The 23506-nt window shown below is 46.7% G+C and carries 14 protein-coding genes and 1 riboswitch; of the genes, 11 read left to right on the top strand and 3 right to left on the bottom strand.

Annotated elements, in window-relative coordinates; genetic code table 11:
• Window positions 1-319 precede the first annotated feature (319 nt).
• On the bottom strand, window positions 320-1660 hold the full coding sequence (locus MZO41_RS05880; RefSeq protein WP_003645874.1) for a nucleobase:cation symporter-2 family protein: 1341 nt from the start codon (window positions 1658-1660) through the stop codon (window positions 320-322).
• A gap of 59 nt (window positions 1661-1719) precedes the next feature.
• Window positions 1720-1818: riboswitch (purine riboswitch) on the bottom strand.
• A 101-nt stretch (window positions 1819-1919) separates the two neighbouring features.
• Window positions 1920-3509 (bottom strand): PucR family transcriptional regulator, encoded by a 1590-nt coding sequence (locus MZO41_RS05875; protein ID WP_003645875.1) that lies wholly within the window; start codon window positions 3507-3509, stop codon window positions 1920-1922.
• A gap of 951 nt (window positions 3510-4460) precedes the next feature.
• On the opposite strand from MZO41_RS05875, the gene pyrR reads away from it, so the two are divergent.
• From pyrR to addA, 11 genes are all read left to right on the top strand, one after another.
• Window positions 4461-5003: a bifunctional pyr operon transcriptional regulator/uracil phosphoribosyltransferase PyrR gene (gene pyrR, locus MZO41_RS05870; protein WP_003639428.1), complete on the top strand. Its 543-nt coding sequence runs from the start codon at window positions 4461-4463 to the stop codon at window positions 5001-5003.
• 145 nt (window positions 5004-5148) lie between these two features.
• The gene (locus MZO41_RS05865) at window positions 5149-6084 is read left to right on the top strand and encodes an aspartate carbamoyltransferase catalytic subunit (RefSeq protein WP_011101888.1); all 936 of its coding nucleotides are present in this window, start codon (window positions 5149-5151) and stop codon (window positions 6082-6084) included.
• A gap of 3 nt (window positions 6085-6087) precedes the next feature.
• Entirely contained in the window at window positions 6088-7380 is a 1293-nt protein-coding gene (gene pyrC / locus MZO41_RS05860) for a dihydroorotase (RefSeq protein ID WP_013355828.1), read from the top strand.
• The gene (locus MZO41_RS05855) at window positions 7377-8471 is read left to right on the top strand and encodes a carbamoyl phosphate synthase small subunit (RefSeq protein ID WP_013355827.1); all 1095 of its coding nucleotides are present in this window, start codon (window positions 7377-7379) and stop codon (window positions 8469-8471) included. The genes pyrC and MZO41_RS05855 overlap by 4 nt, the downstream gene beginning before the upstream one ends.
• Window positions 8464-11640, top strand: coding sequence for a carbamoyl-phosphate synthase large subunit (gene carB, locus MZO41_RS05850; protein WP_013355826.1), 3177 nt, complete (start codon window positions 8464-8466; stop codon window positions 11638-11640). The genes MZO41_RS05855 and carB overlap by 8 nt, the downstream gene beginning before the upstream one ends.
• Window positions 11641-11682: 42 nt before the next feature.
• Complete coding sequence (locus MZO41_RS05845) at window positions 11683-12600, top strand: dihydroorotate dehydrogenase (RefSeq protein ID WP_013355825.1); 918 nt, start codon at window positions 11683-11685, stop codon at window positions 12598-12600.
• Window positions 12597-13310, top strand: a complete 714-nt coding sequence (pyrF, locus tag MZO41_RS05840) for an orotidine-5'-phosphate decarboxylase (protein ID WP_003642610.1) — start codon at window positions 12597-12599, stop codon at window positions 13308-13310. Before MZO41_RS05845 ends, pyrF begins: the two co-directional genes overlap by 4 nt.
• Window position 13311: 1 nt before the next feature.
• Window positions 13312-13950, top strand: a complete 639-nt coding sequence (pyrE, locus tag MZO41_RS05835; RefSeq protein WP_003642611.1) for an orotate phosphoribosyltransferase — start codon at window positions 13312-13314, stop codon at window positions 13948-13950.
• 15 nt (window positions 13951-13965) lie between these two features.
• Window positions 13966-15069, top strand: a complete 1104-nt coding sequence (locus MZO41_RS05830) for a DMT family transporter (protein ID WP_058906791.1) — start codon at window positions 13966-13968, stop codon at window positions 15067-15069.
• Between the two features lie 397 nt (window positions 15070-15466).
• Window positions 15467-19069, top strand: a complete 3603-nt coding sequence (locus MZO41_RS05825) for a PD-(D/E)XK nuclease family protein (protein WP_033098947.1) — start codon at window positions 15467-15469, stop codon at window positions 19067-19069.
• Complete coding sequence (gene addA / locus MZO41_RS05820; protein ID WP_013355822.1) at window positions 19062-22811, top strand: helicase-exonuclease AddAB subunit AddA; 3750 nt, start codon at window positions 19062-19064, stop codon at window positions 22809-22811. Before MZO41_RS05825 ends, addA begins: the two co-directional genes overlap by 8 nt.
• Window positions 22812-22943: 132 nt before the next feature.
• On the opposite strand, the gene MZO41_RS05815 is transcribed toward addA, so the two are convergent.
• On the bottom strand, window positions 22944-23468 hold the full coding sequence (locus MZO41_RS05815) for a GNAT family N-acetyltransferase (RefSeq protein WP_003642615.1): 525 nt from the start codon (window positions 23466-23468) through the stop codon (window positions 22944-22946).
• Window positions 23469-23506: the final 38 nt, after the last annotated feature.

Here is a 23506-nt window from a genome sequence, read left to right as displayed (position 1 = left end):
ACTAACAATTCAACAATTGTCTAGTATAACATACTGATTTTTAGGGTAACAGGGGATTAATCAGTTTATTGCCTCACGATGGCTTGTTTTTGGAATGGACCAGGTTTAGATGACTCTTCGGCAGCATGGGCAAGTTTTATGCCAAGTCGAAAGAAAGTTACTTTAAAAAAAGTCTTCACCGGTACGACGGTTGACATTCAGCAAAAAATGGCAGTATAAATCAATCAATAGAATGAGAGCGGCTATTAAGTAGCAGAACAAAAAAACAGCGGTTCACTGCCAGATTAGGACTGTGAACCGCTGCTTTTAAGCGTCATAATTAAGGTTGTTCTGTTTCATTGAGACCGACTGATTCATCATCAACCGTGTTTTCGGCTGCGTGGCGGTTGAAGAGTAAGTTAAGGCCAACTGCGGCTACACTACCAACGACCACCCCGTTGCTCAACATGATTTGAAGTGCACCAGGTAAGAATTGGAAGATATTGGTTTGCACCGTGACGCCCAAACCAAGACCAATCGAAACGGCTGCCACGAGTAAATTATTGTTATTGCGGAAATCGACTTGAGCTAACATTCGAATCCCTTGAATGCCAACGATCCCGAACATGACGACCATGGCGCCACCAAGTACTGGGTCGGGGATAATCGTCGCTAGCGCACCAATCTTAGGCAGTAGGCCCAATACAACTAAGAACGCAGCGGAAAAGTAAATTGGCTTTCGCGTCTTGACACCAGATAATTGAACGACGCCGACATTTTCAGAAAACGTTGAATAGGGGAAGGTACTGAACAAGCCACCGAGGATGACGGCAATTCCTTCTGCCCGGTAACCACGTTTTAAATCGTCGCCTTCAATTTTACGACCGGTAATGTCGCCAAGGGCAAAGAAGACCCCGGTCGATTCAACCATCGTTGTTAAGGAGACGAGGATCATGGTCAAAATGGATGACCATTCAAAGTGCGGGGTCCCAAAGTAAAAGAGGGTCGGTAAATGGAACCAGCTAGCTTCAGCGACGGGTTTTAAAGAAACCATCCCCATTGCCCCGGCAATCAAAGTCCCAACTAAAATACCAATCAGAATCGAAACGGATTTCATGAAGCCACGTGCAAACACGCTAATTAATAAAATAATTGCGATGGTGAGAAAACCAATGCCAAGTGCTTGCAAGTTACCGAAATCCTTGGCACTGGTGTCGCCGCCACCAAGATTTTGGAAGGCGACCGGAATCAGCGTGAATCCAATAATTGTGATTAGCGATCCCGTAACGACTGGTGGAAAGAGGTTCTTGATCTTTGAAAATAAGCCGGCAATCAGAAAAATAAAAATACCAGCACCAATGATTGAGCCATACATGGTCCCCAGCCCATATGTTTTACCGATTTGAATCAACGGATTGACGGCTTGAACGGCACAGCCAAGCACGACGGGAAGCCCGATTCCTGTTAGTGGTGTACGTTTTAATTGTAGGAACGTTGCGATCCCACACATGAAAATGTCGATTGAGACTAGGTAAGTTAATTGTTCTTGGCTGAAATGCAAGGCCGCGCCAATCAATAATGGCACGAGCACATCACCCGAATACATAGCTAACAGATGTTGAAACCCTAAAATGGCCGCCTTAACATTGGTAATTTTAGGTGCTGCGGATACTTCCTTCAAATCAATCTTCCTCTCTCGATTAAGCTGATTTGCCTATAAAAAAAGTCACCCCGGCAAACGGGATGACCTCGTTTGCTTATAGTCCAACCTTTACGGGGTTGGGTAGAAACTCGTCAACCATATCATGACATTATATAGGCAATTACCACTTATTTGAATGAGACTTATTCTAGCACAGATGAAAACCGAATACAAATGTAGCCGAATAAATTAATGTTCGTGAAAACGATATTTTTTTGGAAGATGAAAATGAAAACGTTCACTTTTGTGATTGTTGATTATGCCAAAGTAGCACTGCCATTTCTAGTGTTTGGGTCTGTTCAGGATCGTCCAAGTTCAACGTTAGCATTTTTTCGATCTTTTTAAGGCGGTAAATCACCGTATTGCGGTGAATATCTAGGTGGCCGGCCACTTCGGCAATGTTTTGATGGTAATAAAAATAGCCATACAGGGTCGTGAGTAGATTAAGTTGTTCATTCGCACTGACACCACTGACGAGTCCACCTAAAACCCGTTCGACAAACGATCGCGCTTCATTTTGTGGAATCAGTGAAATTAGTTCCTTGACGTACTTGGGCCGATAGATCGTGACTGCGTGGGGACTGTTTTTGCTGAGTGCCAAGGCTTCTGCCGCTTCATTATAGGTTGTTGCGAGTTCGGTTAGTGGTAGAGTCGAATAACTGTAACCAGCAATCAAACGCGCCTGTCTGTCCAACTTTGGCTGAATAAATTGAACGAGGGCGGTCAGAAAGTGCTGGGCATTTTGCTGGTCATTGATTAATAAGACCAATTGCTGCTTTAATGAAAAAACAATGACGGATGCTTGGTATTCTTTAATAAACCACAGTGTCAGTTGCTGAACCTGTTCCAAGAGATGGTTACTTAAGAGGGCCTGGTGATTAGTCGTGACTAAAATGGTGGCGCAGTGGAACTTCGTACTCGGATCAATATTGCGGGCTTTCAGAGTCTTATTCACGAGGTCGTTTGAAATACCGCCATCCATTACGTTTAAGTAGAAACCACTTTGGTTGCGGAATGCGGATTCGTTTAACATGTCCACCCGACCATTGACGAAACTCAAGGTGTTTAAGACGACTTGCGTCAGCATCTGATCAGTTGAGTTGGCCGGGTCCAAGTCGACGACGCCTACAAAGGCCTTATTTTCCTTATAAGCCGAAAATAGTGGCATGATGGTCAGGTCATTTGCTTGGTAAGGGAGAATGACGCGGGTATTGAGGTTGAAATAGTCGATATCGGTTTGATTGCGTAAAAAATCAGTCAAGGTATTGCGGGTCATCGGTAAATCTTGGGAAGCACTGACCACCCGAAAATGACTATCCATTAAGAAGAGAGGATGATGAATTAGCTCGCTACATTTATTCAAGACCGTGGTGTTGGTTGGGTCTTTGAGCAACAAATCCGCTAGTGTTTGGTTTGCCTTGACGATGCGACTGAGCTCATTAGTTTGTGACTTTAAGATGATGCTCAGCATTTTGCGCATGGTTTCAGAAATCAACTCATCACCGGGCGTAATAATGATTGGAAAAGCGAGTTCGTTCGCTAATTCAATCACTTTTTTTGGTAAATGGTCAACGTAACGATGATCCTTAAATCCGAGACCAGCACAGTTGGCATTGTGCATCGCCTTGATCAAAGTTAGTGGGTCGGTGGTTGTATTGACGAAGGGATAGCCGTTCGTAATCAAAAACTGACCATTAGCAAGGTAGTCAGCAATGTCAGGTGACTCGATCATTCCGATATTACTAATTTCGCGTTTGAGACCGCGTTCACCCGCAATTACCCGCATATGTTGCATTGATGGTGTTTGTAATAGTGTTTGTAAACGCATGGTAAGTCCCCCTAAAATTAGTTATCTTTAACAAGTAGTATACCGATAATTTGGCAGTTTGACTATAATTAAATGAAAAATAGATTAAAAACAAATGAAGCGTCGAACCAGTGTTATGGGTTAAGGAATTTAAGTATTGGAAAGGTTTATCCTCATTTAAGCGCAGGAGTAGCCGGCGCAGGACTGCTGAAGAAAGTTTTGTTTAGTGTAAATTCACCTGGTTAGGGCGTTGGATGCCGACATACAGAAACGGGATTCGCTCGGGTTGAGACTTCCAGTTAGCTAAGTGAAAGTTCACCCCTCAACGTTGCTGTTGAGATAATCTTCAGTTTCAACCCGTCTGAACTTCACCGGCTTCCAGTGCTGAGTATTGTCAGCAACGCCTTCCAGTCGAGGTGGTGTTCAAGTGATGGGTGGACTTAACTTTTGCTGAGTTTGTTGTTGCTCATAAAGGGTAGATTTCGCATATAATGATATTTTGATAGACCATTTGTTGCTAAATTAGCACGTTAAGATTGAAACAGTCATTAAAGTGAATTGATGGTCTCCCAGCTTTAATTGAAGTTCTAATATCAACGGATTCAACGACCAATGGTACTAATATTAGGCGACCACTCATCATTTATTCTTAGAGGCCGGAATAAGACGATCACGTGTCACGATTGGAAATCTATTGAACTCGCCAGGTTCCTCAATGATGCTTGTCAACATAAAGGGCAAATGACCAAAGTCGTCAGATAATTAACGCGACTTAAGTTGATTAGTCCTTGACAGTTGTGGTGGAGTTCGTTACACTTAGTCCAATTAAACAAGCACCTTTAACTTAGTCCTGTGAGGCTAACAAGGGGAACGGTCATGTAGGGTCTCCCACGCTTTTCGCAGGAAAACAGGGTGACTCTTTTTTTACCCCGTGGATTAAGGTGAAATTACAGAAATGGAGCTGACAAACTAATGGCACGAGAAGTCGTTGATGCAATGACCATGCGCCGCGCGCTGACGCGGATCACTTATGAGATTATTGAGCAGAATAAGGGTGTTGGTAACCTGGTATTTATCGGTATCAAGACTCGTGGGATTTTTTTGGCCCAACGGTTAGCGCAACGATTGAAACAGTTGGAAGGCGTTGACGTGCCAGTTGGTTCGTTAGATATCACGTTATATCGGGATGATCATCATGCGGTTGATGTTGCCGGTCAAGCGAAGCTAAATGGTGCTGATATTCCGGTTGATATCAATGGCAAACACGTTATCTTGGTCGATGATGTCTTATTTACAGGCCGGACAGTTCGGGCTGCGCTAGATGCCTTGATGGACCATGGACGTCCCGCAAAGATTTCGTTAGCGGTCTTAGTCGATCGTGGACATCGTGAATTACCGATCCGGCCTGATTTTATTGGTAAAAATATTCCAACGGCCTTGGATGAACAAGTCAGTGTCGCCCTTGAAGAACACGACGGACATGATGGAATTAGTATTGAAAAATTAGAAGAATGATTTAATTGAATAAAACCATTTAATTGTTTCCAGAGAGGAACGAAACGGTTTGGTCATGCGTGACCACTTAATCGGAGTCTAGCCTCTTTGCAAACATTTTTGCGGAAGCTAGACTTTTTTATATACAAAGGAGACGGCAATAGCCATGAAAACGAGTCAAAACCTAGTTAGTGTTGAACAATTTAGTAATCAGGACGTGATGGCCTACTTGAAGTTGGCCCAAGCTTTCAAGAATGGGAAAACGGTACAACTGTCACAGCCAACGTTTGCGATGAACTTATTTTTTGAGAATAGCACCCGCACACATACAAGTTTTGAGATGGCCGAACGACGATTAGGATTACAGGTGATTCCGTTTGACCCAAAGACTAGTTCCGTGACTAAGGGCGAAAGCTTGCTGGATACTTTGAAAACGATTGAAGCCATTGGCGTCAACTTGGCAGTGGTTCGGCATCCACGCGATCGTTATTATCAACCACTTCTCGACGCCGGGTTTGACATGAGTTTGATCAATGCTGGTGATGGTAGTGGGCAACATCCGTCACAATCGTTGTTGGATATGCTAACTATTTATGAAGAATTTGGTCATTTTGATGGTTTAAAGATAGCTATTGTGGGTGACTTGGCCCATTCACGTGTGGCCCGTTCCAATATGGCGTTACTGACGCAACTAGGAGCCCAGGTTTACTTTGGCGGCCCCAAAGAATGGTATGGCCGTGACTTTGAAGCATACGGCGAATATCAGACGATGGACCAGTTAGTCGCAACGATGGACGTCATGATGTTATTACGTGTCCAACACGAACGATTATCGCAAGTGAACAATCAGACCTTCGATGCGTCTGCCTACCATCAACAGTATGGTTTAACAGCTGAGCGCGCCGCACGAATGCCCAAGCATGCGATTATCATGCATCCGGCCCCTGTTAATCGAGGTGTTGAGCTAGCGAGTGACTTAGTTGAAGCGCCGCAATCACGAATTTTTCAGCAGATGACGAATGGTGTTTATATTCGGATGGCAATGGTGGCGAGCGTCCTCGCTCATCAAGGATTAATTTCAGCAACTCAAGTGGAGGTTTAACGCATGACAACATTAATTAAGAATGCTCAAGTGTGGCAAGCAGGGCAGTTACAAACAACGGATATCCTGATTGCCGAGGGCCGAATTAAGGCGATCGGGCACCAACTGCACGATCAGTTTGGACCGGCGGATCACGTCATTTGTGCCGATCAGCACTTTGTTAGTCCGGGCTTTGTCGACGTACACGTCCATTTACGCGATCCTGGTCAAACAGCGAAGGAAACGATTGCGACCGGAACGTTAGCCGCGGCGCATGGCGGTTTCACAACGGTCGGAGCAATGCCTAATGTGGATCCGGTACCCGATACACCTGAGCGGGTCGCGACGATGGTGGCGCGTAATCAGCAGGAAGCACATGTTCACGTCGCACAATATGCCAGCATTACGACTGGGCGGACTAGTGAACAGCTCGTTGACTTTGCCGGCATCAAAGCTGCGGGGGCCTTTGCCGTCAGTAACGATGGTTCCGGTGTTCAAACGGCCGGAACCATGTTTGCAGCCATGCAAGGTGCTGCTAAAGTTGGGTTGCCATTAGCGGCACACGTTGAGGATGATTCGCTTTATCATCATGGCGTGATGAACGCGGGGCCCGTTGCTGATCGGCTAGGATTGCCTGGTATCAATAATGTTTCAGAAGCGGCCCAAGTGGCTCGTGATGTCATGTTGGCGGAAGTGAGTGGGGTTCACTACCATGTTTGTCACGTCTCAACGGCGGAAAGTTTACGCGTGATTCGCAATGCGAAAGCAGCTGGCATCAACGTGACTTGTGAAGTATCGCCCCATCATTTACTCCTTTGTGATGAAGATATTACGATGGATAACCCGATGTTAAAGATGAATCCACCGTTGCGTTCAGCCAAGGATCGCGCAGCGTTAGTTGCGGGATTGTTGGATGGCACGATCGACATGATTGCGACGGACCATGCGCCGCATACTGATGCCGAAAAACAGGGCAGCATGAAGACGGCAGCCTTCGGGATTACTGGGATTGAGACTGCCTTTGCCACGCTATATACGGCGCTGGTCAAGACCCGGTTACTGACGCTCGGTCGTTTAATTGAACTGATGAGCACGCGTCCGGCTGAACTATTTGGCTTAAATACAGCCGGCCGGTTGGTAGTGGGGGCACCGGCTGATCTAACCATTATTGATTTAGATCATCAATATGAAATCGAAGCGGCCACCATGTTATCGAAGGGGCACAATTCCCCGTTTATCGGTTGGCCCGTTTATGGCAACGTCTTAATGACACTAGTTGACGGTAAGTTGGCATATGGAAAGGAAACGCAAGCATGAAACGATACTTAGTACTTGAAGATGGTACGATTTACCCCGGCACGGGGTTTGGTGCGACAACGGCCACGGTTGGTGAATTAGTCTTTAATACCGGCATGAGTGGTTATCAAGAGTCGATCACAGACCAGTCTTATAATGGCGAAATCTTGATGTTTACGTATCCTTTGATTGGAAATTACGGCATTAATCGGGATGACCATGAGTCAATCAAGCCAACTTGTAAGGGCGTTGTTGTTCACGAAGTTGCCCGACGAGCCAGTAATTGGCGTAATGCTCAGTCGTTGGACGATTATCTAAAACAGAATGCGATTCCTGGCATTATGGATATTGATACGCGGGCGGTCACTAAACATATCCGAACGAAGGGCGCGATGAAGGCCACCATCGTTGATAACGTCTTACCAGATACGGTTGATCGGCTCAAAATCACGGAATTAAATCGGGCCGTTGTTGCCCAGAGCTCAACGAATAACGCCTATCCCAACCCAGCGACAGGCCCCAACGTGGTCGTCGTCGACTTTGGGTTGAAGCATTCGATTTTACGCGAATTAGCCAAGCGTCAATGTAACTTGACGGTGTTGCCGTACAATACCACGGCGAGTGAAATCATGGCTTTGAATCCGGATGGTGTGATGTTGACGAACGGCCCTGGTGATCCCAAAGATGTTCCGGGAGCCTTAGAGATGATCAGAGAAGTGGAAAAACATGTGCCGCTATTTGGAATTTGTCTCGGACATCAACTTTTTGCGCTAGCAAACGGTGCGGACACGTTCAAGATGAAGTTCGGACATCGTGGGTTTAACCATCCCGTTCGTGAGATTGCAACTGGGCGGATTGATTTTACGTCGCAAAACCATGGTTACGCGGTGGATCGGGATTCATTAGCGCAGACTGACTTGTTAATCACCCATGAGGAGATTAATGATGGCACCGTGGAAGGCTTGCGGCATCGCGACTACGCGGCCTTTTCCGTGCAATATCATCCGGATGCAGCGCCGGGTCCTCACGATGCTGATCATATTTTTGACGAATTTATTGATTTGATGGCGGCTAATCAAGCAACCCAGAAAGGAAGCCAATTCAATGCCTAAACGGACAGATATTCATAAAATTATGGTAATTGGTTCAGGACCAATTATTATTGGTCAGGCCGCAGAATTTGATTATTCTGGGACACAAGCTTGCCTGGCATTAAAAGAACTCGATTATGAAGTGGTCTTGGTCAATTCTAACCCCGCAACGATTATGACGGACAAAGAAATTGCAGACCAGGTCTACTTGGAACCAATTACACTTGAATTTGTTTCGCAGATTCTCCGCAAAGAACATCCGGACGCGATTTTGCCAACTTTAGGCGGCCAGCAGGGCTTGAATATGGCGATGGAATTATCTAAATCGGGTATTCTCGATGAGTTGCACATTGAACTGTTAGGAACGAAGCTCAGCGCAATTGATCAAGCGGAAGACCGGGAACAGTTTAAGGCACTGATGGAAGAATTGGGCGAACCCGTGCCAGCTTCTGGTATTGCGCGGACGGTTGACGAAGCGTTGGCTTTCGCTGAGCAAGCTGGTTATCCGGTCATCGTGCGACCAGCCTTTACGATGGGGGGGACTGGCGGTGGCATCGCCGAGACGCCCCAACAGTTACACGACATTACCGAAAATGGGTTGGCGTTATCACCAGTGACCCAAGTTCTGATCGAACAAAGTATTGCCGGGTACAAAGAAATTGAGTTTGAAGTTATGCGTGATGCTGCGGATAATGCGATGGTCGTCTGCAATATGGAAAATTTTGACCCCGTGGGGATTCATACCGGTGATTCAATCGTCTATGCACCTGTTCAAACGTTAGCAGATCGCGAAGTGCAATTATTACGGGATGCTGCTTTGAAGATTATTCGGGCGTTGAAGATTGAGGGGGGCTGTAACGTTCAGTTGGCCCTCGATCCGAATAGTTTTAATTACTATATTATTGAAGTAAATCCGCGGGTCAGTCGCTCATCAGCGTTAGCCTCCAAAGCGACTGGTTACCCAATTGCTAAGATGGCTGCCAAGATTGCAGTCGGCTTGCATTTGGATGAAATTAAAAATCCGGTGACGGGAACCACTTACGCTGAATTCGAGCCAGCGTTGGACTACGTGGTTTGCAAGATTCCTCGCTGGCCGTTTGATAAGTTCACCCATGCTGATCGTCGTTTGGGCACTCAGATGAAGGCGACCGGCGAAGTCATGGCGATTGGGCGTAATATTGAAGAAGCCACACTAAAGGCGGTCCGATCATTAGAAATTGGGGTGCACCACGTTGAAGAACCCACTCTGCGTAGTGTTGACGATGATGTACTCAGCGATAAGCTCATTCATGCGCAGGATGATCGGTTATTCTACTTAACGGAAGCAATTCGCCGCGGTTACCCGATTGATGAATTAGCAGAACTCACCAAGATCAACGTGTTCTTCCTGGATAAACTATTACACATTATTGAAATCGAACAAGCTTTGCGTACCCATACGGATGACATAGAGACACTAACTGTCGCTAAACGCAATGGCTTCGCCGATCAAACGGTAGCTGACTATTGGCACGAAACAATCGATCAGGTTCGCGACTTCCGCTTAGCGCACAAACTAGCGCCCGTTTATAAGATGGTCGATACTTGTGCCGGTGAGTTTGCTTCGGAGACACCTTATTACTACGGCACTTATGAGTTTGAAAATGAGAGTATTGTCACGAAACGCCCATCCGTTTTAGTGTTAGGGTCAGGGCCGATTCGCATTGGGCAAGGGGTGGAATTCGACTATGCTACCGTTCACTCCGTTAAAGCCATCCAAAAAGCTGGCTATGAAGCGATTATCATGAATAGTAATCCGGAAACCGTCTCGACTGATTTCTCAGTATCAGACAAATTGTACTTCGAGCCACTGACGATTGAAGATGTCTTAAACGTGATCGAACTTGAAAAACCAGTGGGCGTGATTGTGCAATTTGGTGGTCAAACAGCGATTAACTTAGCGAAACCATTAGCTGACCATGGTATCAAAATATTAGGGACGAGTGTGGCGGATGTCAACCGCGCGGAAGACCGTGACGAATTTGATAAGGTCATCAAAGCTTTAGCTATTCCACAACCGGCTGGTGATACGGCAAGTGATGAAGCAACCGCGCTAGCTATTGCGGATAAGTTGGGCTATCCCGTCCTTGTCCGGCCCAGTTATGTCCTTGGTGGCCGGGCGATGGAAATTGTCAAGAAGCGGACCGACTTAGACTATTACATGCATAACGCGGTCAAGGTGTCGCATGACCACCCCGTTTTAGTGGACAGTTATTTGGTCGGGAAGGAATGTGAAGTTGATGCCATTTGTGACGGTCAAACAGTCTTGATTCCGGGAATTATGGAACACATCGAACGGGCGGGTGTCCATTCTGGCGATTCGATGGCCGTTTATCCGCCACAGTCACTTTCGGCGGCGGTCCAAGCACAAATTGTGGATTATACTGAAAAATTAGCCATTGCGCTCAACTGTGTCGGGATGATGAACATTCAATTCGTAATCCACGACGACCAAGTTTATGTGATTGAAGTCAATCCGCGCGCGAGCCGGACGGTGCCATTCTTAAGCAAGGTCACGAACATTCCGATGGCTCAAGTTGCGACTCGGGCAATCCTTGGCCAGTCATTGGCTGAACAAGGCTATCAGACTGGCTTAGTCACACCGGGTCCCTTAGTACACGTCAAAGCGCCGGTCTTTTCATTTTCAAAGTTGAATCGTGTGGATAGTTTGTTGGGACCAGAAATGAAGTCAACGGGTGAAGTCATGGGCAGCGATGTCACGATGGCAAAGGCGCTTTACAAAGCCTTTGAAGCGGCTAAGCTACACGTGCCGAGCCATGGTAACGTACTTTTGACTGTCCGGGATGAAGACAAGCCAGAAACAGTGGCGTTAGCCAAGCGGTTCCATGCGTTGGGTTACCAATTGCTAGCGACTCGGGGAACGGCGACTGCTCTGACCACACACGGGTTACCCGTTACGACCGTCGACAAGATCGATAGTGGCGAGCATGATTTACTGCATCGCATGGAAGCTGGCGAAGTTCAAGTCGTCATTAATACGGTTTCGGATGAAGAACAGGCTGAAAATGATGGTACCCTGATTCGAAACACGTCAATTATGCACGGTATTCCATTGTTTACGGCCTTAGATACGGTCGCGGCAATTTTGCAAGTACGAGAATCACAATCATTTGTAACGCAGGCGCTCTAAATCAGGACACCCGCCGATAAGCTTGATCATAGGAGGAAAACGATGGGACGATTAACAGTAAATTTAGCCGGTGTCACGTTCAAAAATCCGGTTATGCCGGCTAGTGGTACGGCGGCATATGGTCAACAGATGGCTCAACAGTTAGACCTGAGTGCGCTGGGGGGCTTGGTCATCAAGTCGACCACCGCCGAACCGAAAGCGGGCAACCCACGACCAACGACCGCGGAAACAACCGCGGGGTGGCTCAATGCAATTGGACTCAAAAATCCCGGAATTGACAATGTGCTGGCCGATAAATTACCGTGGTTAGCGACTCATTATCCGGATTTACCGATTATTGGGAGTGTCGCGGGGGCGAGCTTTGATGAATACGTGGCAGTCGCACGAAAAATGGCGTCGGCACCTAACGTCAAATTATTGGAAATCAATATTTCATGTCCAAACGTCGACCATGGCGGCCTAGCATTTGGAACTGATCCAGCGACGGTAAGGGCGTTGACTAAGGCGATTGTTGCCGCGGTCGATAAACCAGTTTTCATGAAGCTGACCCCGAATGTCACTGATATTGTCCCAATTGCACTCGCTGCCGAAGCTGGTGGAGCGGCTGGACTGACGATGATTAACACGTTAACGGGTATGGGCATCGATTTAGCCACGCGCCAACCGATCTTAGCGCATGGTACGGGCGGTTTATCTGGAAAAGCCATTCATCCACTTGCTGTTCGGATGATCCATGACGTGCGTCAACATACCAAGTTGCCGATTATTGGCGTTGGTGGCGTGTTCACGCCGGCTGATGTGTTGGAATTTTACCTGGCTGGTGCAAATGCTGTTCAAGTTGGGGCCGCAACGTATGGTCACCCGACTGCTTGTACAGACATTATTGCTGGATTACCGGCGGCAATGGATCAGTACGGGATCACCAGCTTGCAAGCGTTGATTCAGGAGGTCCAAGGATGAAGCGACCAATTATCATTGCGTTAGATTTTCCCACCGCCGAACGGGCCTTAGCTTTTTTAGACCAATTTCCGGCTGATTTACATGTCACTGTCAAAATCGGCATGGAGTTATTTTATGCAGCGGGACCGAGTATTGTGACGGACGTGCAAGCTCGCGGCCATGCGGTTTTCTTAGATTTGAAACTACATGATATTCCCAATACCGTCGAATCCGCAATGCGGGTGATCGGGCGGTTAGGGGTAACCTATACGACGGTTCATGCTGCGGGTGGGCACGTGATGCTTTCAGCCGCCAAACGAGGATTGGTCGCGGGTGCAATGGCCGCTGGAGTCACTGCCCCCAAGTTATTAGCGATTACGCAGTTAACTTCGACTAATCAAGCTATTTTGAATCAGGACCAGCAAATCATGGGAACGGTTCGGGCGAGTGTCGTGCATTATGCCAAACTAGCACGGGCGAGTGACTGTGATGGCGTCATTTGTTCCGCCCAAGAAGTTCAGGCGATTCATACGGCCGTCGGTGCTGATTTTCTCGGAATTACGCCGGGAATTCGGCCAGCGTCGGCGCAGTCAGATGACCAGCAACGGGTGATGACACCGGCTGCCGCTGCTAAGGCTGGGAGCAACGGTCTCGTCATCGGGCGGCCAATTACGCAGGCTGCAGAACCAGTTCAAGCTTACCGAGATATTATGACAGAATGGAGTAACTAATATGAGTGAAATTGCAGCAACTATCGCCACTGATTTGTTGACGATTAAAGCCGTTACACTACGACCAAACGACCCGTTCACCTGGGCCAGTGGCATTAAAAGTCCAATTTATACGGACAATCGGCTGACGATTTCTTATCCGGCGGTCCGTCAGCATATCGCGCACGGAATCGCCGCCATCATCAAGCGTGAATACCCGGCGACCGAAGTGATTGCGGGGGTCGCAACGGCTGGCATTCCCCATGCAGCCTGGGTGGCGGAATTGTTAAATCTACCATTGATCTACGTTCGTGCTAAACCCAAGGATCACGGTGCTGGACGCCAAATCGAAGGGGTGTTAAAGCCCGGTCAAAAAGTTGTCATGCTGGATGATCTGATTTCGACGGGTGGCAGTGTGTTACAGGCGGCCAAGGCCGTTCAAGCAGCAGGTGGCGATATTCAGGCTGTTGGGGCAATCTTCAGTTATGCCTTGGATGCGGCAACGCAAAATTTTGCCGCTGTGTCATTACCGCTGTTCAGTTTGTCCAACTATCCTGAACTAATCAAAGTTGCTCGCCAAGCAGATTACATTGATGACGAGGAATTAGCTTCGCTGCATACGTGGCGTCAGGACCCAGAACACTGGGGAGTGACTGATTAGGATTACGCGCCATAAATGGCTGGCATATTTAAAATAGTCATGAAAATTAAGCTGGATTATCCAGACGATTTTCATGACTATTTTAGTTACCGGCTCGTGCTAATATTAACCTGTGACAGATTGTTAAGACAAGATAAAGAAATGAGGGAATATTCGATGTTAGCAATTTTAGTTGGCTTAGCAATCGGGATTGGGTTACCAATGCAAACGAGTATTAATTCGCGATTGCGCAATTCAGTGGGATCTCCATTTGGTGCCTCCCTAATATCTTTTGCTGTGGGGACGTTGTTTTTGGCGATAATGACACTAATTGATGTCCATACTTTAGGATTTTCGACGAAGTTATTTACGAGTCAACCGGTTTGGATTTGGCTGGGTGGGCTGTTGGGGGTCGTCTACTTAACTGGCAATATCTTGTTGTTTCCGAAGCTGGGTAGTGTTCAAACCGTTATTATGCCCGTGCTTGGTCAAATTTTGGCCGGGCTATTGATTGATAATTTTGGTTGGTTCGACTCACCCCAAAGTACATTGACGATGACCCGATTTTTGGGTGCAATTTTAGTCTTGGCGGGAGTCATCATCACCGTTGCGGCTCAGGGGTGGCTCGAACAGCGGCATAATCGAATCACTGAAACAGCGGAAAAAGATACAGCTACTGACACTGACCAAAGTGGCCTTGGAATTTGGCGTGCACTAGGTGTGGTTGCCGGAATGCTCAGTGCGATGCAAACTGCGGTCAATGGGCACCTAGGTCGGGTGCTTGGCTCCACAGTGCACGCGGCATTTGTTTCTTTTTTAGTTGGTACTCTGGGGCTGATCGTCATCGTGTTAGTCTTGCGACCTCAATTCAAATTGATTAGGCCAACTAAGACGCCTAATCCTTGGTGGATGTGGATTGGTGGCATGATTGGCGCGCTGTATGTTTTGGGTAATGTTTACTTGGTTCCGGTCGTTGGCACTGGTTTAGCGGTCGTCATTGTTTTAGTCGGACTGATGGCCGGTAGTTTAATGATTGACCAATTTGGCTGGTTTGCTTCAAAAAAGAACCCAATTTCGGGGGTCCAGTTGATGGGCTTGCTCGTCATGATTGTGGGGGTTGTGCTAATTCGCGTCTTTTAAGCACTCTGAGGATTGGCGAGTGTCACCGGGTGATCGGTAAGGTGTTTTGAGGTCGAGACTTGCAGCCGGATGAATAAGCGACCGTGCGAGTTGACCACATTAAGCCGTGACCACGTTCGTTAAAGCTTCTAAAATTTCAAATCAGGATGACAAAACGGTACTGGATGCCGGGCACGATAAGCCATTATAAATCCGACGCACATCTGGCAGCAGTGGCCGTCAACGTTGAGAATTAAGACGTGCAGCACACGGGTCGCCTGGCTGAATAACGTGGTATTTAATGGACGCGATAATAAACATCTAACTTACGGGTTAGGTGTTTTTTTAGCCGGTTAAATATGCGATAATGAGACTAACTTAATGAGAACGTTTGTTCAGTTCAGAGGAGGAATTAGTGGTGAGCTTACAATTTGTATTGGGACCAGCCAAGATGGACCATCGCCGTACTATGGTGGCGCAGTTAGTGGCAACCTTGATGGCTAAGCCACAAGATCAGTTTTTTTATTTGGTACCGAACCATATTAAGTTCGATACTGAAGTTGACGTGTTGAACCGCTTGGCACAGGCATTTGGGCAACCAGATTTGTATGCCCAGACTCAGGTTCAGGTCTTTTCATTTACCCGTCTTGCTTGGTACTTGATGAAGAACGAAGCAGCTTATCAAGTACCACGACTCTCCGCTGCTGGGATTGACATGCTATTATATCGCATTCTACAACGACATGCCGATGAGCTGCGATTGTTTGGTGGTGAAATCTCGCAAACGGGTTTTGTGACTCAACTAGCTCGTGAAATTAATGAGTTACAGACCGCTAATTTGCAACCAGAAGATGTGGTTCAATTGGCAGCGAATGCTCAGGCGGGTGACTTGCAGGCTAAGCTACATGATCTGGCGATCGTTTACAAAGACTTCGTGGCGGCGACTGCAGATAAGTATCTTAAGCCCGCTGATATTCTCGTTCAATTGAATGCTTACTTACGGCGTCAAGACTTGCACGGAACGCACGTTTATGTGGAACTCGCTGGCTTTGCCCAATTACCGGCCCAGGAACAGGGAATCGTCACGACTATGCTGGAACAGGGCGCGGACGTGACAATCAGTTTGATGCTCGATCACAAAGTCGTTGACCGGGCGCCAGAAAATGGCACGCTGTTTTATCAATCTGGTCGGCTTTATTATCGGCTTTATCAGTATGCCCGTATTCGTCAGATTCCGGTTAGCCAAGATATTTATGCTGAAACGCCGCGCGTGGCTCCCGGCTTAGTGGCTCTCGATGATTTTTGGCGTGGTCAGCCCCAAGCGGCTACCGGTTACGAGGAGCCGAATACGAATGTGCATTTATTCCGGACCGATAGTCGACAGACCGAATTGGCACAAGTTGGCCGCATGATTCGGGCAATGGTCGCGAAAAAACATGCCGATCCCGCCGACGATTATCATTATCGGGACTTCTTGATCATGACACGGCACTTAGATGCCTACCAAACGATGTTAGCGCCGACTTTTCATGAATTAGAAATACCATACTTTGTTGATTTACAGCGTTCAATGGCCGACCATCCGTTAGTTGAGTTGATTAACGCGTTGTTTGATATCGACGCACAGCAGTATCAATATCGTGATGTTATGCGAGTGTTGAAAACCGAGCTGTTGATGCCAAATATCAATGGGCAACCGATGGATCGGCAAGCCTACCGCCAAGCAGTAGATCTGACCGAAAACTTTATCCTTAAAAGTGGTTATCACGGCCAGCGGTGGGTACAAAGGGAAGATTGGCAATACTTTCAATTAACCGAGGGTGATGCCGGGGTCGAGACGGACCAAAATGCTGAAATTTCGCGACAAATCAACTTGATTCATCACTTTGTTGCTGAAACGTTACCACCGTTTTTTAAAAAAATGCGGCAAGCACCGGATGGCAAAGCGGCCGTGACATTGCTGGTCAACTTTTTGACAAGCCAGGGCGTTACGGACCAGCTATTAGCTTGGCGTGATCAAGCCTTGGATCGCCAAGATGTCCGGGCAGCTGCCGAGCCTGAGCAGACCTGGCAAACTTTCTGTGGGATGCTAGATGAATACGTGACGATTTTAGGTGCAGAGCCATTTGAAATTACGGACTTTTTGGCACTATTACAAGCGGGCTTTGAAGGTGCTAGTTACTCGCAAATTCCGTCGACGTTGGACCAGGTGTTAATTTCAGAGAGCGGAATGGTTCAAAGTCAGGACCATAAAGTTGTCTTCATGGTTGGGGCAACCGATTTAGTGATGCCTGACCGGATTATGACGAACAACTTATTGAGTGATGTGGATAAAGAAAATTTGCAACCAACGCTCAGTTCGTTAGATGGTGACCACTATTTAAATGATTCAGCTGTCGTTCAGCTCGGTGATGAAAGTTGTCTGAATTATTTGGCCTTTTTAAGTGCCCGTCGACACTTGTTTTTCAGCGCCCCGTTAAAAGATGATCAAGAAACAGATTTAAATTGGTCCAACTATGTGCGGCGAATTCAACGCCAGTTCAATTTGCGAGAACATACTTATCTTGGGACGCCTGATCCGACTAATGCCGATGCGCGGCCATTTGTTGGGACTAAGCGCCGGACGATTAGTCATGTGATTCAGGTTTACCGCGATGTGTTAACGACGAATACTGACCGTAATCGTGTTGGCGCACCATTACAACCTGCTCCGGTGTGGGTGTGGTTACGGCAACAATTGACGCGTGACCCCCAATTCGGTGAGCTAGCACGTCAATTGATGGCTGGATTAAGCTATCGCAATCAACCTGTCAAGCTGACACCAGCCAGCGTTGAGGCTTTGTATGGGTATCAAATTTATACGTCAATTTCAAAACTAGAAGAATTTTATCGTAATCAGTACGCTTATTTCTTGAAATATGGGCTCAAACTGCGTGAGCGTGATGTGTTCGAGTTATCAGCTGCTAGTACTGGGGAGTTTTTCCACGCTGTCTTAGATGGGCTCATCAAGGCGTTACGGTCTGATCAAATCCCATTGGCCCAAGCCAGTGATCAGCAGTTAGGACAGTATTTAGAGACTGTGACCCGTCAAATCTTAGATCAACCACAGTTTACAATTTTGACGAGTTCTAACCGGATGGCTTACTTGCAACGGCAGTTAATCAACACAGTCCGGCAGATTGCATTTGCGATTCGCAATCAAAGTAAACTGTCAGCCGCTGAACCGAAGCAAACCGAGGTCTTATTTGGTAACGTTGGCAAGGAACACGGATTAAAAGCGCTCGATTTTCAAATTGATGCAACGCATAGTGTGCACGTGCGAGGGAAGATTGACCGTCTCGACCAAATTCAAGTGGCAGATCAAAGTTACCTGGGAATCGTCGATTATAAGTCATCCCAACATAAATTTGATTTTCAAGAGGCTTACTATGGTCTCGCAATGCAAATGTTAACTTATTTGGACGCTGTGCTGCATAACGAGCAAGCTTTAGTCGGTTCTGATCAAGCTGCGGTTAAATTAGCCGGCGCACTTTACATGCACATTCAAAATCCAACTCTGAAACCAAAAGATATTCAGGGCGGTTTTGAAGCAGCGCTCCTAAAGAAGAATAAGTATAAGGGAATTTTGCTCGATGATCCGCAGCTATTGGAACATTTAGATAGCGAACTACAACAAGGTAACGGGACCTCGAAAGTTTACCCATTCGCACGTAAAAAGGATGGGTCGTATAGTGGGGGGCGTGCAGCTTCACTGGTGACGAATGACCAGTTAGAACGATTATTACAGCATAATAGTCAATTGATTATTGCAGCTGCTGAAGCGATTTTCGCTGGAGAAATTCAACTAAATCCAATTCGGCTGAACGATAAGACAACTGCTTTACAGTATTCGCCGTATCTATCAATTATGCAGTTTGATGCAATGTTGGCAGAAAATGCTTATCGGGATCTACCGCCATTATCAGCCAAACAGGTTCTTGATTTACTGAAGACACAGAAAGGTGGAGAAAACCATGAGTGAGGGTACAAACTATACACCTAGCCAGCAAGCTGTTATCGCACAGCAGGGAAATAACTTGTTAGTTTCAGCTTCGGCTGGTTCTGGAAAGACGACCGTATTGATCGAACGTATTATGCGCAAGATACTGGCCGGCACGAATATTGACCAGTTACTCGTGGTGACGTTTACAAACTTAGCTGCCAAGCATATGAAACAAAAGCTGGAATCGCAAATCAATAAGCGAATCTCACAGTTAATGACGGACAATCCGGCGCAAACCACGGCGTCACCAGCGATTCGGCAATTACGGCAGCAATTAAATTTGCTCGGGGTAGCCAACATTAGTACGTTGGATGCTTTTTGTCTCCGCGTGATTCAGCGTTATTACTACGTTATTGATTTGGATCCTGTTTTTCGCCTATTGACGGACAACACTGAAGGGTTACTCATTCGTGATCAGGTTTGGGACAGTGTTCGTGAACAATTATATGATGAAGATGGTACGTTATTTGACTTATTAACAGCGAATTTTTCTAATGATCGAAGTGATGATGGTCTCAGTCGATTGATTTTTCGGTTATTTGATTTTGCCCAGTCGACCCCGGATCCGGAAGGCTGGCTGAGCAAGTTACCGGAACCTTATCAGGTGGATGAGGAAGCGTTAACGGCCAGTGCCTTTTATCAACAACAATTATTACCATTGCTCATTAATGAAGTCGATGGGATGCAAATGAAATTACGACAGGCACAAAAAGTTGCGACGGATGCTGACTTAGTCCCGAAAACGCTTGAGGTACTCGCTACAGCACAAAAAACGCTGACGACGCTCCGTGAACAATTGGCAACGGCAAGTTGGAATGAGTTACGTACTCAAGTCGCCACTTTCAAGATTGGAGCTCTCAAAAAAACTTATAAGGACGAGCCGGAGAAGACTGCACGGGCCAAAACTATGGGCAAATTTGTTGACGGTGTCAAGAAACAAATGATCACCCTTAGTGAGACCTATTTTGCGGCCGATGAGCAGCAAGTCTTAGATATTATGGTAGGGGCAAAGTCAATTGTGACTGAGCTAGTGGATGCGACCAAGCAGTTTAAGACGGCTTTTGCAGCTGAAAAACGGCGGCGACACGTCCTGGACTTTTCGGATTTGGAACACCTAACGTTGCAAATCTTAACGAGTGACAATGAAAGTGGTCAGGCAGCTTTGGCGCAGTTACGGGCCCAATTTGAAGAAGTTATGGTTGATGAATATCAAGATATTAACTCTTTGCAAGAAAGTATTTTGCAGCTGTTGGCGCGCGACCAGCCAGGAAATATGTTCATGGTGGGAGACGTCAAACAGTCGATTTACCAGTTCCGATTAGCTGATCCGTTATTATTTTTGCACAAGTGTCACGATTTTGGGATGAATCCCGAACACGGGGAACGAATCGTATTAGCTGAAAACTTCCGGTCGGTGGCGAATGTCGATCATTTGACTAACCTAATCTTTAGTCAGCTGATGGACGCGCCGGTCGGGCAAATTGATTATGATGAAGCGGCTTACCTCAAGTATGGGCCCAAGGATTATCCGGCCGATATGCCACAAACGACGAATCTATTACTTTACCAGACGGAAACTGACAAGTCGACAGAAGATGTCTCCACGGATGAAACCAATTTTTCAATTGATGATCCTGCCGTTGGGAGTATCACGATGGTCGCCCAAAAGATTTTGGCACTTAAGGCCCAAGATAAGCCAATCTATGAACGTGCTAATGGGGAATACCGGCCGTTTCGTTACAGCGACGTGGCGTTACTAGTGCCAACACGTAATCATAATTTAACAATTATTGATGTTTTCAAACGGTATCACATTCCCGTTGTGGTCAATGATGCCCAGAATTATTTTCAAACCACTGAGATTCGGATCATGATGTCACTACTCAGTATTATCGATAATCCATATCAAGATATTCCGTTAGTGGCGGTTCTACGCTCGCCAATTGTCGGATTAGACGAAAATCAATTAGTTTATTTGCGTATCCAGAATAAAACGAGTGATTATTTTCAAGCCGTCCAGGACTTTTATCATCATTATCCAACTGGTCCGGCGACTGAATATGGTGATCAAGTTTATGCTAAGATCGAGACCTTCTTGACACAACTGACTGAATTTCGAGATTTGGCACGACGTAATCAAATCGTAACCCTGATTTGGCAAATCTATGAACGAACTGGCTTTTTAGACTACGTTGGCGGCATGCCGGCTGGTAAACAGCGTCAGGCTAATCTCCACGCTTTATATGAACGTGCTTATACGTATGAACAGGGCAGTTTTAAGGGCTTATTTCAGTTCGTTCGTTTTATTCGCCGGATGCAGGAAAAGGATCAGGACTTGGCAGCTGCCGTGGCCGAGACTGATGCGGAAGCGGTCAACGTAATGACGATTCATGGTAGCAAGGGGCTTGAATACCCCGTGATTTTTGTGATGGATATGGATAAGCAGTTCAATCAGACTGATACGCGCTCAAGCGCGCTATTGGACCGAGAAGCGGGGATTGGGATTACTTATTTGGACCCAGAAACGCGTGTGAAGTACCCGACCTTGCCACAAGTTGTGACTAAGCAGGTAGTCAGCAAGAAGATGCGCGCTGAAGAGATGCGGAAACTATATGTCGCGATGACGCGAGCTCAGCAACAGCTCTATTTGGTTGGAACAATCAAGGATATTGATACCGCGACCGAAAAATGGCGGCAGGCCTTTGCTAGCGACGGGCGCGTCTTAAGTGCCCAAGCACGGATTGCGGCGACTAATCAATTAGATTGGGTCGGTATGGCCGTGATACGGCATCCGGCCATGAAGGCATATTGGGGAGATGAATGGCCCAATTACGAATTGACGGATGATCCGACCAAGCTAGCCGTTGAATTGGGAGATGCCACCACCGTCCTGGCGGAGCAAAGTGAAGCGGTATCGGGTACTCAACCTGATGCGCTTGAACTAGTTGAACAGCAAGTCACCATCGATGTTGATCAAGTAACGCGTGATTATCTGACCACGTTACTGAATTTTCATTATCCACACCAGGCTTCCACGACGACGACGGCATATCAATCGGTATCAGAAGTGAAACGAATCTTTGAAGATCCGGATACCCCGCTGATGAATGCGAACCCGACTGTTAGTCAGCGGCGTTCACGACCGACATCCCGGTTTGTGACAGGGTCACTGGAGTTACCACAATTTTTACAAACTACGCAGGCGCCAACCAGTGCGGAAGTTGGGAGTGCGACCCACTTAGTTTTAGAACAACTTGATTTGACCAAACCGGTCAATGAAACGACGGTTCAAAGTACGATTGATGGGTTAGTGGCTAACCGGGTCTTAACGACCAATGTCGCGAAATTGATTGCAGTTGACACCATCGTGGCTTTTTACCAGAGTGCGCTGGGCAGTCAAATTTTGGATAATCCGGCGAAGGTGCACCGCGAAGTGCCATTCTCGTTACTGATTCCAGCACGTCAGATTTTCGATGTTGATGAACATGAAACGGGAAAAGTTCTGATTCATGGAATTATTGACGGCTATTTAGAAACGGCTGATGGGTTAACCTTGTTTGATTATAAGACGGACCACGTCAAACGGCCTGAAGATTTGAAGACGCGCTACGCTGGTCAAGTTAAACTATATGCAGCAGCGCTAGCGTCGATGTATCCAGGAAAGGTGACTAAACAGTATTTGTACTCACTGCCACAACAGGTGTTTGTGCCAGTTAATTAAGTTTGGCTGTCAGGTGGTGTTTACAAAATTGGAAAAAGCACGTCAGAATAATCTGGCGTGCTTTTTGTTGAGTTTGGTCTTAATTAAAGCGTTCGTAATGTTTAAAGCCAAATGCCGCGTGGCTGACAAATATTAGGATAGTAGTAACTGATAAGCATTCCGTTGATCGTTGTTGTCATGATTCATGTAGACGATACCACGGTATTCGAAGCCAGCTTTGGTAATAATGTGTTGCATTCGCTTGTTTAACAAGTGCGTATCAATTCGGAGTTGACGAAAGCCGAGTTGGTAACTCATGGTAATGAGATTGCTAAAGTAAAAGTCAGTCAGATGTTGTCCGTGGTAACCATTGGCAATAGCAATACGGTGAATCGAGGCATAGCGGTGGTTCTCAGTAGGCGCCCAGCTGCCATCATAAATAATAGCGTAATTGGGGTCAGGTGTTGTTAGCAGTGCAGCCGTCCCAGCAATCTGATCATCGACAATGAGTACCCAGGCAATTCTAGCATCAATGTCAGCCTGAATATCAGCAGCTAACGGGTAACCATCTTGCCATTGGGGAATCTGATCGGCAGCCAAGGCGTGTTTGCCCTGTTCGATAATAGCCATCATGGCTGGTAAGTCAGCACTAGTAGCTTGACGAATATATTTTGACATGAATTATCACTACTCTCGTTTAGATGCTCATATTATAA

The organism is Lactiplantibacillus sp. C232 (assembly GCF_023806725.1).
GTDB classification, from domain to species: Bacteria; Bacillota; Bacilli; order Lactobacillales; family Lactobacillaceae; genus Lactiplantibacillus; species Lactiplantibacillus plantarum.
Note: the sequence above shows the minus strand (reverse complement) of the source record. Positions and strands in the feature narration are given on the sequence as shown.

What these genes read in the sequence shown, in the direction of transcription:
- MZO41_RS05875 (WP_003645875.1), bottom strand. Translation starts at nt 3,509, where the DNA reads ATGCGTTTACAAACACTATTACAAACACCATCAATGCAACATATGCGG.
- pyrR (WP_003639428.1), top strand. Translation starts at nt 4,461, where the DNA reads ATGGCACGAGAAGTCGTTGATGCAATGACCATGCGCCGCGCGCTGACG.
- MZO41_RS05865 (WP_011101888.1), top strand. Translation starts at nt 5,149, where the DNA reads ATGAAAACGAGTCAAAACCTAGTTAGTGTTGAACAATTTAGTAATCAG.
- pyrC (WP_013355828.1), top strand. Translation starts at nt 6,088, where the DNA reads ATGACAACATTAATTAAGAATGCTCAAGTGTGGCAAGCAGGGCAGTTA.
- MZO41_RS05855 (WP_013355827.1), top strand. Translation starts at nt 7,377, where the DNA reads ATGAAACGATACTTAGTACTTGAAGATGGTACGATTTACCCCGGCACG.
- carB (WP_013355826.1), top strand. Translation starts at nt 8,464, where the DNA reads ATGCCTAAACGGACAGATATTCATAAAATTATGGTAATTGGTTCAGGA.
- MZO41_RS05845 (WP_013355825.1), top strand. Translation starts at nt 11,683, where the DNA reads ATGGGACGATTAACAGTAAATTTAGCCGGTGTCACGTTCAAAAATCCG.
- pyrF (WP_003642610.1), top strand. Translation starts at nt 12,597, where the DNA reads ATGAAGCGACCAATTATCATTGCGTTAGATTTTCCCACCGCCGAACGG.
- pyrE (WP_003642611.1), top strand. Translation starts at nt 13,312, where the DNA reads ATGAGTGAAATTGCAGCAACTATCGCCACTGATTTGTTGACGATTAAA.
- MZO41_RS05830 (WP_058906791.1), top strand. Translation starts at nt 13,966, where the DNA reads ATGGCTGGCATATTTAAAATAGTCATGAAAATTAAGCTGGATTATCCA.
- addA (WP_013355822.1), top strand. Translation starts at nt 19,062, where the DNA reads ATGAGTGAGGGTACAAACTATACACCTAGCCAGCAAGCTGTTATCGCA.
- MZO41_RS05815 (WP_003642615.1), bottom strand. Translation starts at nt 23,468, where the DNA reads ATGTCAAAATATATTCGTCAAGCTACTAGTGCTGACTTACCAGCCATG.